We start from the raw sequence: 13,777 nt of genomic DNA, 5'->3' as shown, positions 1-13,777 counted from the left end.
TGGAACTCAGGACGCCCGCGGCCGTAGCCTCAGCCGCATGAGCGACACACGAAGGTTCGCGACCCTCGCCGTCCACGGCGGCGAGCCGCGGCCCGCCGCGGGCGGTTCGGTGGTCTTCCCGGTCTTCCAGGGCACGGTCTTCGAGACCGACCCGGGCGGCGGCGTCGGCGACGCGCCCTATTCCAGGCTCGGCACCAACCCGACCCAGCGGCACCTGCACCGCAGGCTCGCCGCCCTCGAAGGCGCGGAGGCGGCCGTCGCGACCGCCTCGGGCATGGGCGCCATCACGACCGCGCTCCACAGCGTCCTCGCCACGGGCGACCACCTCATCGCCGCGGGCGACTTCTACGGCGGCACGCTCCAGTTCCTCACCGAGCACGCCGCGCGCCTCGGCTGGTCGTTCGACCTCGTCGACCCCGGCGACCCGGACGCGTGGCGCCGGGCCCTGCGCCCGTCCACGAAGGCGCTCCTCACCGAGTCGATCACCAACCCGCTCACCGCGGTCGGCGACCTCGCCGGGGCCGCCCGGTTCGCGCGCGAGCACGGCCTGACGTCCCTCATCGACAACACGCTCGCCACGCCGGTCGTGTTCCGGCCGCACGCGGTCGGCTTCGACCTGGTGTGCCACTCGGCGACCAAGGCGCTCAACGGCCACTCCGACCTCACCGCGGGCGCGGTCACCGGCTCGCGCGAGCGGATCGCGCACGTCGCCGCCGTGCTCGGCTCCTACGGCGCGAGCCTCGACCCGCACGCCGCGTTCCTCCTCGCGCGCGGCCTCAAGACGCTCGCGCTGCGCGTGAGCCGCCAGAACGAGAACGCCCAGGCCGTCGCCGAGCTCCTCGCCGCTCATGACGCGGTCGCCGCGGTCCGCTACCCGGGCCTGCCGCAGCACCCCGACCACCGCCGCGCGGCCGCGCTGTTCGACGGATTCGGGTCGGTCGTCACGTTCCGCCCGGTCGGCGGCGCGCCCGCCGCCGAGGCCATCGTCAAAGCGCTGCGGCTGCCGTACGCGGCGCCGAGCCTCGGCGGCGTCGAGTCGCTCGTGACCCGGCTCCGCCTCGACGGCGCGGCGCACGGCATGTCGGGCGAGGTCGTGCGCTTCTCCGCGGGGATCGAGGCCGCCGAGGACCTCGTGGAGGACTTCGCGCAGGCGCTCGCGCAGTCGCCCGCGGCCCTTGTTTAGCGGAACGTAAGCACCGCCGCCGGGCATCCGGGCCCGAAGCGGTTCAAGATGGAGGGGTGAACACCACGCATCACGCACCGCCGCGCTCCTGGGCCGCCGCCGGACTGCTCGCCACCGTCGCGGGCCTCGCAATCGGGCACCTCGCCGCCGCGCTCTACGAGCCGCGGTCGGCGCCCCTGTCGGCCCTGTCGGACGCGGTGGTCGCCGTGGTCCCCCTCGAAGTCTCGCACTGGTTCATCGAGCTGGTCGGCACCCTCGACAAGCCGCTGCTCATCGCCGGGCTGCTCGTCGGCATCGCCGTCGTCGGCGCGGGCGTCGGGGTCCTGTGGCGCACGCGCCCGTGGCCCGCGCGGATCGCGGTCGCCGTGCTCGCGCTCGTCGGCGCCGCGGCCGCGTTCACGCGGCCCGGCCTCGGGGTCGAAGCGGTCGTGCCGTCGCTGCTCGCCGGGGCCGTGACGATCCTCGGACTCCAGTTGTGGGGCGGCAGGTCCCAGGCCGAGGAGTCGGGGCGGCGCGGGTTCCTCATGGTGCTCGGGGGCGTGGCCGCGGCCGGGTTCGCGGCCTCGTGGTGGGCCGGGCGGTCCGGGCCCGCCGGGGTCGAGGCGCAGCGCGACGCCGTGAGGCTCCCCGAAGCCGACGTGCCCGCGGTCGAGCCGGGGCCGGTCGCCGACTTCAAAGTGGACGGACTCGCGCCGTACCGGGTCCCCAACGGCGACTTCTACCGCATCGACACCGCGATCACCGTCCCGCAAGTCGACGTCGACACCTGGACGCTGCGCGTCCACGGCATGGTCGACAAGGAGCTCACGTTCACGTTCGACGACCTCCTCGGCCGCGAGCTCATCGAACGGGACGTCACGCTCGCGTGCGTCTCGAACCCCGTGGGCGGCGACCTCGTCGGCAACGCCCGCTGGCTCGGCGTGTCCCTCGCCGACCTCCTCGCCGAGGCCGGGCCCGACCCCGCCGCCGACCAGCTCGTGTCCCGGTCCACCGACGGGTGGACCGCCGGGTCGCCGACGCAGCTCGTGTTCGACGGCCGCGACGCGATGATCGCCGTCGGCATGAACGGCCAGCCGCTTCCCCTCGACCACGGCTGGCCCGCGCGCCTGGTCATCCCCGGCCTGTACGGGTACGTCTCGGCCACCAAGTGGCTCACCGAACTCGAACTCACCACCTTCGACAGCTACGACGCGTACTGGATCACCCGCGGCTGGTCCGAGCCGCGCCCGATCAAGACCCAGTCGCGCATCGACACGCCCAAGAGCAAGGCGGGGACGGGCACCGTGGCCGTCGCCGGGGTCGCGTGGGCGCAGCACCGCGGCATCAGCGCCGTCGAGCTGAGGATCGACGGCGGCGAGTGGCTGCCGTGCGAGCTGTCCGACGTCGCCACCGGCGACACGTGGCGCCAGTGGCGCTACGAATGGGACGCGCCCGAAGGCGACCACACCCTCACCGTCAGGGCCACCGACGGCGAGGGCGAGGTCCAGACCAGCACCGTGCAGGGCGTCATACCCGACGGCGCCACCGGCCTCCACACCGTCGACGTCACGATCGGCTGAGCGGGGAGGCCGTCTCCCGCTCCGCGGCCGCGGTCCACGCGATCGCCGGGGCCCTCGACCCGGTCTAGCGGGACTCCGCGGCGGCCTTGAGGCCCGCGAGCCAGGAGTCCACGCCCGCTTGGAGGGCTGCGCTCGGCAGGAGCGCGGCGACGACCGGGCCGGAGAGGGTCTCCTTGCAGGACAGCAGGGTGCCGCCTACGGCGGGTTCGGTGCGGTAGACGTGCGTGAAGTGCGCGCCCGCGCTGGTGCTCACATAGGTGAGGAGCCGCCCGGGTTCGACGGCGCCGAACGTAGAGGTCACGCGGTTGGGTCCGGCGCTCCACGTGAAGGTCGCGCCGGGCGCCGCGGGACCGTCCGCTCGGACGTCGCCGACGTCGCCGCGGACCTGGGGCCAGCGCTCGACGTCGGCGAGGACGGACCAGACGGTCTCCGGCGCCGCGTCGACGTGGATCTCCCCCGCGGCCCGGGTCGGGGCGAGGTCGTCGGTACGGCCTTCGGCCACGGCGGCGAGGAGGTCGTCGGGGCCCGGTCCGGTGTAGAGGAGGGCGCCGAGCGGGACCGCGCCGGAGTCGAGCCAGCCCGCGGGGGCGTCGAGGAGGGCGATCCCGGCGGCGCCGGGGACGGCCGCGTCATCCGGGGCGGGGGTCTCGGTGAGGCGGGGCGCGGGGCCGGGCTCGATGGTGAGGACGCTGCGGCGGCCGTCGGCGCTCCAGCGCAGGAATCTGATGGCGGACATGGGGTTTCCCTTCGTTGCCGTACGTTGTACCGTACAAGGTACGTCAGCCGTACCGGGTACGGCAAGGCATTAGAATCGGCGCGTGAACTCGCAACGATGGCCTGATCCCGGTGCCGTACTGCCGCTGCTGTGGCGCACGGCGGAGCGTCCGAGCCGCGGGAGCGGGCTGACGGTGGGCGCCATCGCCGAGGCGGCGGTGGCTATTGCGGACGCCGACGGGATCGGGGCGGTGACGATGCGGAGCGTCGCCGAGCGGCTCGGGGCGGGCACGATGTCGCTGTACACGCATGTGCCGGGGAAGCGGGAGCTGTACGCGCTCATGCTCGACCACGTGTTCGCCGATGCGGCGCAGGCGCCTGCGGCGGAAGGCGACTGGCGGGAGCGGTGCGCGGCGATCGCGCGGCAGGACCGGGAGCGGTACCTGCGGCACCCGTGGCTGCTGGAGCTGCCCGCGGCGCGGCCCGCGTTCGGGCCCAACGTGACCGCGAAGTACGACCGGGACCTGGCGGCCCTGGAGGGGACGGGGCTCAGCGCCGCGGAGATGAACGCGGCGGTAATGGCGCTGACGAGCTTCGTCTCGGGCGCGGCGCGGTTCCAGCGGCAGGCCGAGAGCGACGAGCGGGCGGGGCGCACCGAGGAGCGGTTCTGGCAGGCGCACGAGCCGTTCCTGCACCTGGTGCTGGACCCGGAGCGGTTCCCGACCGCGCACCGGGTGGCCGAGGAGGCGCGGCACCACGGGGACGCCGACCACGACTCCTCGTTCGAGTTCGGGCTCGAACGGCTCCTCGTCGGGATCGGCGACCTCGTCGCGCGGAAGGGCTAGAGGGCGCCAGGCCGAGTGCGAGCGTGGCGGCGGCGAGGCCGAGGAACGAGAACGTCCCGACGGTCTCCTTGGGCCAGAAGTTCGCGAGGACGTGGGTGTGGACCGCGCAGGTCCAGAACAGGACCAGGCCCGCGGCGGAGGCGATGCCGAGCGGCGGGTAGGCGAGCCCGGCGATGAGGCCGAGGCCGCCCGCGATCTTGAGGACGCCGATCGGGAAGACGAGCATGGACTGCGGGACGTGCGCGCCGTCCATGAGCGGCAGGATGACCTTGAGGCGGGCGACGGCGCCGAGGCCGGAGCCGAGGTTGGCGAGGCCGCCGACGAGGACCAGGACGAGGTAGAGCGTGGACATTGCGGGCTCCGTTCAGTGGAGGCGGGTGAGTTTCTCGGGGTTGGTGACGGCGTAGACGCCGGTGACGGCCTCGCCGTGGAGGTCGAGCATGAGGACGCCGACGACGGCGCCGCCGCGGACCATGAGGGCCGAGGGGGAGCCGTTGACGGGCTGGAAGCCGACGGTCAGCCCCTCGCCGCGGCGGTAGAAGCGCCCGGCCAGGAACTCGGCGATGCGCTCGGGCCCGTGCATGGGGCGCGGCCCGGCCGCGGGGGCGAGGCCGCCGCCGTCGCAGGTGAGGACCACGTCGGGGGCCATCAGAGCGATGAGCGCATCGAGGTCGCCGCCGGAGACGGCGGCCATGAACCGCTCGGTGACCTGGCGGTGGACGGCCGGGTCGACCTCGTATTTCGGGCGGCGGGCCCGCACGTGGCCGCGGGCGCGGTGCGCGGTCTGGCGGACGGCCGCGGGGGTGCGCCCGAGCATCGCGGCGATCTCGTTGTGTCCGTAGCCGAAGACGTCGGCGAGCACGAACACGGCGCGCTCGGCGGGGGTCAGCGATTCGAGGACCACCATGAGCGCCAGGGACACCGATTCGGCGCGGACGGCGCGGTCGGCGCCGTCCGCTTCGGCGGGCCCGGTCGGGACGGGTTCGGGCAGCCACGGGCCGATGTAGGTCTCGCGGCGGCGGCGCACCGCGTCCTGGCGGGCCAGCGCGGCGTTGACGGCGACGCGCACGAGGTAGGCGCGGGGGTGCTCGATCGGGTCGCCGTGCGAGCGGGCCTCCCAGGAGAGCCAGGTCTCCTGGAGGACGTCCTCGGTGTCGGCGACGGTGCCGAGCATCGCGTAGACGATGCCGAAGAGCAGTTCGCGGTGGTCGGTGAACACCGCGGTGGCGGTGTCGGCGCCGGGGTCCATGGGGCCTCCTCGGTCGGCGGGTGCTGTTGCCGATCTGAGAGCCGGACGGGCACCTGTGGTGTGACAACCGTAGGAGGATTGTGACCGAAACCGCAGTAGAGGCGCGCCGCCCGGCCGCGAGGCCGGGCGGCGAGTCGTCGGCTAGAGCAGGTCGTTGGCGCAGCGCAGGGCGGCGGCGAACGCCTCGGGGGCGCCCCCTGCGGGGGTCTCGACGCGGATCACGGCGGTCTCCCCCGCGCGGAGGGTGACCATGCCCCGGTCGGCGCGGGCGTGCGGGTCGACGGTGTCGGCGTGGCAGAACACGTCCCGCGCCAGGGAGACGGCGGTGACGCGCAGTTCCACGATTCCTTCTGCCGCAGCGGCTTCGACGCGCAGCGGGTTCGGGTCGAGGCGCTGGTCGACGACCTCGGCGCCGTACCGGAACGCGGGCGCGAAGGCCCCGTCGTCGCAGGCGGCGACCACGGCTTCGGCGGCCGGGTCGCCGAAGGCGGCGACCTCGGCGGGCACGGTGACGGTGGCCGCGCCGCGCGCGGGCACTGCGACGTCCACGGCGGCCTTGGCGAGGACGGTCCCGTCGAAGGACTCGCGGACGAGCGTGAACGCGCCCTCGTAGTCCTCGCCGGTGTCGTTGACCAGGACCAGCGCGAGCGTGTCGAACTCGGGCACCAGGCCCTCCCACGCCTCGGCGAAGGCCTGCTCGGACGGGCGGGGCTGGAGCGTCGCCAGGCGCGGGGCGTACATGTCGCGCAGGGCGTGCCACAGCGGCTTGCGGTGCCCGGCGAAGTCGACCGCGGCCCAGGAGACCACGGGCCAGTTGTCGTTGAGCTGCCACAGGATCGTGCCGGTGTTGTGGGGCGTGAGGGACCGGAAGTGCTCGACGCCGAAGCGGATCGCGTGCGCCTGGTTCAGCTGCGTCGTCCAGTGCCAGTCCTCGATGGACCGCGGATCGGGCAGGTGGCCCTGCCAGCCGCGCTGGAGCTTCGCGTTGCCCTGGTTCGCCTTCTGGTGCACCAGCATCTGGTGGCCGAAGGGGTCCATGGGCTCGTCGTGGACGACCCCGGCGAGGGTGGACCACGCGGGCGGGGCCTGGAAGCCGAACTCGGAGACGAAGCGCGGCCGGTAGTCGGCGTACACGGTGTAGTCGACGCGGTTCCACACGTCCCAGATGTGCATCGTGCCGTAGCGCTCGTCGTTGGGGTGGCGGTAGTCGCCGAAGGAGTACGGGCTCGCGGGCGAGTACGGGCGGGTCGGGTCCAGTTCGGACACGATCGCGGGGAGGAGCTCCGTGTAGTAGGCGTCGCCCCAGCCGCGGCCGCCGAGGCGGTGCGCCCAGGACCAGTCGACCGAGCCCCACGTGTTCTCGTTGTTGCCGTTCCACAGCACCAGCGAGGGGTGCGGGGTCAGGCGGGCCACGTTCTCGCGGACCTCGGCCTCGACCTCCGAGCGCAGCGGGTCCTCCTCGCTGTAGGCGGCGCAGGCGAACAGGAAGTCCTGCCACATGAGCAGGCCGGTCTCGTCGGCGAGGTCGTAGAGGTCGTCGGACTCGTAGATCCCGCCGCCCCACACGCGCAGGAGGTTGACGTTCGCGTCGAGCGCGTCGGCCACGCGCCGGGCGTACCGGTCGCGGTCGATCTGGGTGAGGAACGCGTGGTCGGGGATCCAGTTGGCGCCGCGCACGAGGACGCGTTCGCCGTTGACGCGCAGGTCGAACGGGGCTCCGGCGGCGTCGGGGGCCGTGTCGAGCGCGACGGTGCGGAAGCCGACGCGGCCCCGCCAGGCGCCCTGGCCCGCCGCCACGTCGACGCCGTACAGCGGCTGGTCGCCGTGGCCGACGGGCCACCAGCGGCGCACGTCCTCGACCGTCATGTCGATGACCGCCGAAGTCGATCCGGCGGGGACGGTGGCGGCCGCTTCCAGCGGGAAGTCGTCGGGGTCGGTGACGACGGCGAGGACGTCCACGTCGCCGTCCCCTTGGGCGCGTTCGATGTCCACGTGGACGCGGAGGAGCCCGTCGTGGCCGCCGTCCTCGCGGGCGACGACGTCGACCAGGGGCCGCACGCCCGCGATGCGGGTCCCCGACCACGAGTCGAGGCCGATGGGCTTCCAGATCCCGGCGCCGGCCACGTCGATACCCCAGTCCCACCCGAAGGAGCAGGCCATCTTGCGCAGCTGGTTGTACGCGTGGTGGTTCGTGTGCGGCAGGGCCCCGTCGCGCTCGGCGCGCGCGGCGGCCTCGGGCACCGGGGCGGCGAAGACCACCGCGAGGGTGTTCTCCCCCTCGCGCAGCAGCCCGCGCACGTCCCAGCGGTAGGACCGGAACTGGTTCTGCGTGCGGCCCACCTCGGTTCCGTTCAGCTCCACCGCCGCCACGGTGTCGAGGCCGAGCGCCACCAGGTCTTGGCGCTCCGACCCGTCGTCCGTCCACGTGAACGCGGTCTCGTACCGCCAGGACGTGTCGCCGATCCACTGCTGCGCGGCCTCGTTGTCCCCGTCGAAGGGGTCGGCGATGAGCCCGGCGCGGCGCAGGTCCAGGTGCGCCTCGCCCGGGACGGCGGCCGGGACGCCCGCGGCCAGCGCCGCGGTGTCGACGGGCGCGTCCGCGGGGAGCGCGGCGGCGGTCAGGGTCCAGCCCTCGTGGAGCGGGCGGAACGTGTCGGGAAGGAAGGTCATATGGGTCCTCAATGGTCGGTGGTGGTCTCGCGGGAGCGCCGGTCCCGCGCGGTCGTCAGGTGCGGGCGACCGGCTTCGCGTCGGCGGCGGGGACGCCCGCTTCGCGCCATTCGCCCGCGAAGTGGTCGTAGCAGGCGGTGTTGTCGATCGCGTCGCGGTCGACCGGGGCGTCGGCGGTGACGCGGCCGGGCCGCTCGGGGTCGGGCGCGGCGGCGGCGAGGAGCTTCGTGTACTCGTGGTGCGGGTCGAGGATGACCGCGTCGGCGGGGCCGCGTTCGACGACGCGGCCGCGGTAGAGCACGGTGATCTCGTCGGAGAAGTGGCGGGCCGTGGCGAGGTCGTGGGTGATGTACAGGACCGCGAGCTCGTCCTCGCGCTGGAGGCGGCCCAGGAGGTTGAGCACGCCGAGGCGGATCGAGACATCCAGCATGGACACGGGCTCGTCGGCGATGAGCACTTTGGCGCCGGGGGCGAGCGCGCGGGCGATGGCGACGCGCTGGCGCTGCCCGCCCGAGAGCTCGTGGGGGCGCCGGGGCGCGATGCTCTCGGCGGGCGTGAGGTTGACGCGTTCGAGCATCTCCAGCACGCGCTGCCGGGTCTCCTCGCCTGCGGCCGTGCGGTTGTGGATGCGCAGGGGCCGCGCGATGTGGTGCTCGATGGAGTGGAACGGGTTGAGGGAGGCGAAGGGGTCCTGGAAGACCATCTGGACCTCGCGCCGGTAGGCGGCCTTCTCCACGTGCGTGCCGTCGTCGCGGACGACCTCGACCGCGCCGGAGGTCGGGGACTCCATGCGGGTGAGGATCTTCGCGATCGTGGACTTGCCGGACCCGGACTCGCCGACGAGGGCGACGGTGCGCCCGGGGGTGAGGTCGAGGCTGACGTGGTCGACGGCGCGCAGACGGGTCCGCTTGAGGCCGTTGCGGATGGTGTAGTCCTTCACCAGGTCGGTGACGTGCACGCCGGTCATGCCGGTTCTCCCGTCTGCGTGGTCTGGTCGACGCCGGTGCGGATGAAGGCGCCGCGGTCGCCCGAGAGGCTCGGGAAGGAGCCCAGGAGCTTCTGCGTGTACGGGTGCTTCGCGTCGCGGTAGAGCGAGGCGGCGGTGTCGAGCTCGACGATCTCGCCTTCGAGCATCACGGCGATGCGGTCGCTGATCTCCAGCAGCAGCGGCAGGTCGTGGGTGATGAAGACGACCGCGAAGTCGAGCTCGTCCCGCAGGCGCACGATCTCGCGGAGGATGTCGCGCTGCACGACCACGTCGAGCGCGGTGGTCGGCTCGTCCATGATCATGATCTGGGGTTCCAGGAGCATGGCCATGGCGATCATGACGCGCTGGCGCATGCCGCCGGACAGCTCGTGCGGGTAGGAGCCGAGGCGGCGGGGGTCGACGCCGACGCGGCGGAGCACGTCCTCGGAGCGGTCGCGGATCTCCTTGCGTCCCATCTGGGGCCGGTGCGCGCGGAGGGTGTCGGCGAGCTGGGCGCGGACGGTGCCGACCGGGTTGAGGGCGTTCATGGCGCCCTGGAAGACCATGGAGAGCTTGTCCCAGCGGAACGCGCGCAGTTCGCGGTCTTCGAGGGCGAGGATGTCGACGTCCTCGCCGCTGCGGTCGTGGAAGGTGATGCGGCCCGAGGCGATGCGCGCCGGGGGCCGGTGGAGCCGGTTGACGGCGTACGCGAGCGTGGTCTTGCCGCAGCCGGACTCGCCCGCGAGGCCGAGGATCTCGCCGCGGTGCAGCGTGAGGTCGGCGTTGCGCACCGCCGTGACGGGTTCGTCCACTTCGTACACGACGGTGAGGTCTTCGACGGTGAGCACCGGCGGCGCGGTCGGGGCGGTCGTCATCGGTCGGTCTCCTTGGTGCGGCGCGCGAGCTCCCGCTCCAGGCGCAGGGCCCGGCGGGCGCGCTTGCGGTGCTGGCGCAGGTTCTTCAGCTTGGGGTTGATGACCTCGTCGATCGAGAAGTTCACGAGCGACAGGCCCATGCCGAACAGGGCGATCATCAGGCCCGGCGGCACGAACCACCACCAGGCGCCGAGCGAGAGCGCGAACCCGTTCTGCGCGTAGAAGAGCATCGTGCCGAGCGTCGCGGAGTTGGAGGCGCCCAGGCCGATGTAGGAGAGCCCGGCCTCGCCGAGGATCGCGGCGATCACGGCGAACACGAACTGGGAGGCGATGACCGGCAGCAGGTTCGGGAGGATCTCCACCACGATGACCCGCCACGGGCGCTCGCCCGAGACCTGGGAGGCGGCCACGTAGTCGCGCTGGCGCACCGAGAGGGTCTGGGCGTGGAGGACGCGCGCGGAGGCGGCCCAGCCGGTCACGGCCAGGACCACCGCGATCGTCCACAGTCCGCGGCTCTCGCGGGGCACGAACCCGGAGATGACGATGACCAGCGGCAGGCCCGGGATCACCAGGAACACGTTGGTGAACAAGGAGAACGCGTCGTCGAGGAACTTGCCGCGGTAGGCGCCGTAGATCCCGAAGAACGCCGAGAGCACGGTGGCGAGGACGCCCACGAGCAGGCCGATCTGGAGGGAGCCGCGGGTCGCGTAGGCGAGCTGCGCGAGCACGTCCTGCCCGGTCTGGGTGGTGCCGAGCCAGAACTCCGCCGACGGCGGGGTCAGGCCCTGGTCGCGGATCTGCTGCGGGTCGCCCACGAACAGGGGCCCGAGGAGCCCGAACAGGCCGATCCCGGCGACGAGGACGAGGCCGATCGCGAGCCACGGGGTCATGGTCGGCAGGAGGGAGCGCCAGCCGGAGCGGGCGCGGGCGGCGGGGGCCGCCGGGTCCGCGGCCGCGGCGTCGGCGACGGGGGTGGTGTTGGCGGGCTTGAGGTTCGTCATGGTCGCCGCTCCTTACGTCCGCGCCCGGGTGCGGGGGTCGATGAGGCCGTAGAGGAGGTCGACCAGGAGGTTCGCGCCCAGCACGGCGAGGGTGATGAACAGGAACACGCCCTGCATGAGCGCGTAGTCGTTGTTGGTGACCGCGCCCAGGAGGCGCCCGCCGATCCCGGGGTAGGAGAAGACCTGCTCGGTGATGACCGAGCCGGAGACGACGAACCCGAGGGAGATCGCGAAGCCCGCCACGGACGGCAGCACGGCGTTGCGGGAGGCGTAGGAGCGCAGGATCTTCCGCGGCGACAGACCCTTGGCCTCGGCGGTGAGGATGTAGTCCTCCGAGAGCGTCGAGACCATCATGTTGCGCATGCCCAGGAGCCAGCCGCCGACCGAGGCGAGCACGATCGTCAGCGCCGGCAGGAACCCGTACTGGATCGCCGAGCCGATGAACTCGGCGTTCCAGCCGGGGGTGAGGACCACGTCGTAGCCGCCCTGGAGCGGGAACCAGCCGAGGACGCGGGCCAGCAGGTAGGCGAGGATGAGCGCCAGCCAGAAGTACGGGACGGCCGCCAGGAGCGTGGTCGACGGGACGAGCGAGTCCAGCCACGTCCCGGGCTTCCAGCCGACGACCGCGCCGAGCAGGACCCCGAGGACCGCCGCGAGGATCGTGGCGATCCCGACCAGCACCACCGTCCAGGGCAGCGACGTGAGGATCACGTCGGAGACCTTGGCCGGGTAGTAGCTGACCGAGACGCCCAGATCGCCCTTGGCGAGGTTCTTCAGGTAGTCCCAGTACTGGATCCACAGGGGATCGGACGAGTCGCCCCCGAGGAGGAGCGCGTACGCCTTGCGGGTCTCCGGGGTCACCGTCTCGCCGCGCTGCTGGAGCTTGGCCAGCAGGATGTCGACGGGGTTGCCCGGCAGCAGCCGCGGAATGGCGAAGTTCAGCGTCAGCGCCGCCCACAGGGCCACGGCGTAGAAGCTCAGTTTGCGCAGGAAGTAGTTCACTGTGTCTCGACTCCTCCTCGGGGGCGAAGGCCCGCTAGCCCTTCGGTTCGAGGTGCTTGAAGATCTCGGCGCAGTCCCAGGCGGACCAGACCGCCGGGAACGCGTAGAGGTCCTCGTCCGAGGGCCAGCCGGTGAACTCGGCGGTGTTCCACACGCTCGTGGTGCCGCCGGTCATGATCGGCACGTACGGCATGTCCTCCCAGATCGCGGCCTGGATGGTGTCGAAGTACGGCTGGCGGGCTGCCACGTCGTCGAGCGGCAGCGAGGAGAGCGAGGCGAGCGCGGCGTCCACCTCGGGGTCGCTGAAGCGGGCGTAGTTGTTGCCCGCGGACTCCCCGACCTGCGTGGTCGCGGTGGAGACGAAGAAGTAGTTGTACAGGTAGTACGGGTCGGCCGTCGGGCCCTGCCACAGCGAGTCGATCGCGAGCTGGAACTCGCCCTTGAGGCGCTGGTCGGTCCACTCGTTCCAGGAGGACTGGGCGGCGGTGAGCTCGATGCCGGCCTCCTTGGCCTGCGAGGCCATGGTGTCGACGGCGGTGATGTAGTCGGTCCAGCCGGTGACGACCTCGATCGTGAGCGAGAGGCGCTCGCCGTCCTTCTCGTAGATGCCGTCCGAGCCCTTCACCCAGCCGGCCTCCTCCAGGATCTGGGTGGCGGTGTCGGCCTGCGCGGTCTGCGGCGCGGTCTTCTCCTCGATCGAGGCGGAGACGAACTGGTCCTGGCTCGGGGTCAGGGTGAACACCGGCGAGACCTCGTTCGCGGTGTCCATGAACGCCAGCGAGTTCAGCTGGTCGCGGTCGATCGCGTAGTACAGGGCCTTGCGCACCGCCGGGTCGGTCTGCGGGCCCTCGCAGCCGAGGTCCGGGTTGGAGCAGGTCCCGAGGACCATCTGGTTCTGCCACTGCGTGTACGCGTCGTAGTTCGGGAAGTTCTGGTGCGTGTTCTGGATGTCGGGGATCGGCCCGGTCTGCCAGTCGATGGTCCCCGCGGCGATGGCGTCGGCCCCGGCCTGGTTGCCCGACAGGGACAGGTACCGGATCTCCTTGATCTTCGGCTCGCCGCCCCAGTAGTCGGGGTTGGCCGCGAGCGTGTACGCCTGCGGCTTGAACTCCTTGAGCGTGAACGCGCCGGTGCCCACGGGCTCCTCGACGACGTCGGCGGTCGGGTCGACGTCGGCCCACAGGTGCTCGGGCACGATCGGGGTGCTCAGCAGGTCGGGGCCCTTGGTGAACATCGGGGTCTCGAAGGTGAGGGTGACGTGCGTGTCGTCGACGGCCGCGGCCGTGCCGTCGTAGCCGCCGCCGTTGATCGCGGGGGTGGCCTTGAGCAGGTCGAAGGTGAAGACCACGTCGTCGGCGGTGAACGCCTCGCCGTCGCTCCACGTGACGTCGTCGCGGAGGGTCACGGACAGGACGGTGCCGTCCTCGTTCCAGGCCTCCTCGGTGCCCAGCAGCGGGACCGGGTCCTGGACCTGGGCCTTGTTGAAGAAGAAGAGGGATTCGTAGATCGTCCCCATGCCGCCGATCTTGGTGGGCGAGAAGGGGTTGAAGTTGATCTGGTAGTCGCCGGCCTGTCCGGTGTAGACCACGAGGGTGTCGCTGGAGGAGGAGCTGCCGGAGCCCCCTGAGCAAGCGGTGAGCGCGAGGCCGAGCACGGCCGCGCCCGCGAGGGCGGCGGCGGCGCGGCGCCGCAGTCCGTTGTTGGGTGACATC

Annotated in this window: 11 protein-coding genes and 1 pseudogene; 3 read left to right on the top strand and 9 right to left on the bottom strand. The window is 72.5% G+C overall.

Annotated features, from left to right (window positions below; all coding sequences use genetic code 11):
* Positions 1-37: 37 nt before the first annotated feature.
* Together WA640_RS21970 and WA640_RS21965 are read left to right on the top strand one after the other, a co-directional pair.
* Positions 38-1,183 carry a trans-sulfuration enzyme family protein gene (locus WA640_RS21970; RefSeq protein ID WP_335990548.1) on the top strand — a complete coding sequence of 382 codons (1,146 nt, stop codon included), beginning with the start codon at positions 38-40 and terminating at the stop codon, positions 1,181-1,183.
* Positions 1,184-1,239: 56 nt separating this feature from the next.
* The gene (locus WA640_RS21965; RefSeq protein WP_335990547.1) at positions 1,240-2,742 is read left to right on the top strand and encodes a molybdopterin-dependent oxidoreductase; all 1,503 of its coding nucleotides are present in this window, start codon (positions 1,240-1,242) and stop codon (positions 2,740-2,742) included.
* Between the two features lie 64 nt (positions 2,743-2,806).
* On the opposite strand, the gene WA640_RS21960 is transcribed toward WA640_RS21965, so the two are convergent.
* Complete coding sequence (locus tag WA640_RS21960; RefSeq protein ID WP_335990544.1) at positions 2,807-3,478, bottom strand: SRPBCC family protein; 672 nt, start codon at positions 3,476-3,478, stop codon at positions 2,807-2,809.
* Positions 3,479-3,560: 82 nt separating this feature from the next.
* On the opposite strand from WA640_RS21960, the gene WA640_RS21955 reads away from it, so the two are divergent.
* Positions 3,561-4,301, top strand: coding sequence for a TetR/AcrR family transcriptional regulator C-terminal domain-containing protein (locus tag WA640_RS21955; RefSeq protein WP_335990542.1), 741 nt, complete (start codon positions 3,561-3,563; stop codon positions 4,299-4,301).
* Positions 4,302-4,338: 37 nt separating this feature from the next.
* On the opposite strand, the pseudogene WA640_RS21950 reads toward WA640_RS21955, so the two are convergent.
* The 8 genes and pseudogenes from WA640_RS21950 to WA640_RS21915 form a co-directional block, all read right to left on the bottom strand.
* Positions 4,339-4,653, bottom strand: a pseudogene (locus tag WA640_RS21950) (DoxX family protein); the annotation flags it as partial.
* A 12-nt stretch (positions 4,654-4,665) separates the two neighbouring features.
* Positions 4,666-5,550, bottom strand: coding sequence for an RNA polymerase sigma factor SigJ (sigJ, locus tag WA640_RS21945; protein ID WP_335990540.1), 885 nt, complete (start codon positions 5,548-5,550; stop codon positions 4,666-4,668).
* A gap of 141 nt (positions 5,551-5,691) precedes the next feature.
* Entirely contained in the window at positions 5,692-8,220 is a 2,529-nt protein-coding gene (locus WA640_RS21940; RefSeq protein ID WP_335990539.1) for a glycoside hydrolase family 2 protein, read from the bottom strand.
* A 55-nt stretch (positions 8,221-8,275) separates the two neighbouring features.
* Positions 8,276-9,187 carry an ABC transporter ATP-binding protein gene (locus WA640_RS21935; RefSeq protein WP_335990536.1) on the bottom strand — a complete coding sequence of 304 codons (912 nt, stop codon included), beginning with the start codon at positions 9,185-9,187 and terminating at the stop codon, positions 8,276-8,278.
* Positions 9,184-10,062, bottom strand: a complete 879-nt coding sequence (locus WA640_RS21930) for an ABC transporter ATP-binding protein (RefSeq protein WP_335990534.1) — start codon at positions 10,060-10,062, stop codon at positions 9,184-9,186. The genes WA640_RS21935 and WA640_RS21930 overlap by 4 nt, the downstream gene beginning before the upstream one ends.
* Positions 10,059-11,063 carry an ABC transporter permease gene (locus tag WA640_RS21925; protein ID WP_335990532.1) on the bottom strand — a complete coding sequence of 335 codons (1,005 nt, stop codon included), beginning with the start codon at positions 11,061-11,063 and terminating at the stop codon, positions 10,059-10,061. The genes WA640_RS21930 and WA640_RS21925 overlap by 4 nt, the downstream gene beginning before the upstream one ends.
* Positions 11,064-11,075: 12 nt before the next feature.
* The gene (locus WA640_RS21920; protein ID WP_106365507.1) at positions 11,076-12,065 is read right to left on the bottom strand and encodes an ABC transporter permease; all 990 of its coding nucleotides are present in this window, start codon (positions 12,063-12,065) and stop codon (positions 11,076-11,078) included.
* Positions 12,066-12,099: 34 nt separating this feature from the next.
* Entirely contained in the window at positions 12,100-13,776 is a 1,677-nt protein-coding gene (locus tag WA640_RS21915; RefSeq protein ID WP_335990530.1) for an ABC transporter substrate-binding protein, read from the bottom strand.
* Position 13,777 lies beyond the last annotated feature (1 nt).

The sequence above is a fragment of the Glycomyces sp. MUSA5-2 genome (genome assembly GCF_037034145.1).
Lineage (GTDB): Bacteria > Actinomycetota > Actinomycetes > Mycobacteriales > Micromonosporaceae > Glycomyces > Glycomyces artemisiae.
This window is presented reverse-complemented; position numbering and strand designations above follow the sequence as displayed.

Excerpts from the sequence above, each read along its gene's own strand:
- WA640_RS21925 (WP_335990532.1), bottom strand. The coding sequence starts at position 11,063 with ATGACGAACCTCAAGCCCGCCAACACCACCCCCGTCGCCGACGCCGCG.
- WA640_RS21960 (WP_335990544.1), bottom strand. The coding sequence starts at position 3,478 with ATGTCCGCCATCAGATTCCTGCGCTGGAGCGCCGACGGCCGCCGCAGC.
- WA640_RS21915 (WP_335990530.1), bottom strand. The coding sequence starts at position 13,776 with ATGTCACCCAACAACGGACTGCGGCGCCGCGCCGCCGCCGCCCTCGCG.
- WA640_RS21930 (WP_335990534.1), bottom strand. The coding sequence starts at position 10,062 with ATGACGACCGCCCCGACCGCGCCGCCGGTGCTCACCGTCGAAGACCTC.
- WA640_RS21940 (WP_335990539.1), bottom strand. The coding sequence starts at position 8,220 with ATGACCTTCCTTCCCGACACGTTCCGCCCGCTCCACGAGGGCTGGACC.
- sigJ (WP_335990540.1), bottom strand. The coding sequence starts at position 5,550 with ATGGACCCCGGCGCCGACACCGCCACCGCGGTGTTCACCGACCACCGC.
- WA640_RS21970 (WP_335990548.1), top strand. The coding sequence starts at position 38 with ATGAGCGACACACGAAGGTTCGCGACCCTCGCCGTCCACGGCGGCGAG.
- WA640_RS21935 (WP_335990536.1), bottom strand. The coding sequence starts at position 9,187 with ATGACCGGCGTGCACGTCACCGACCTGGTGAAGGACTACACCATCCGC.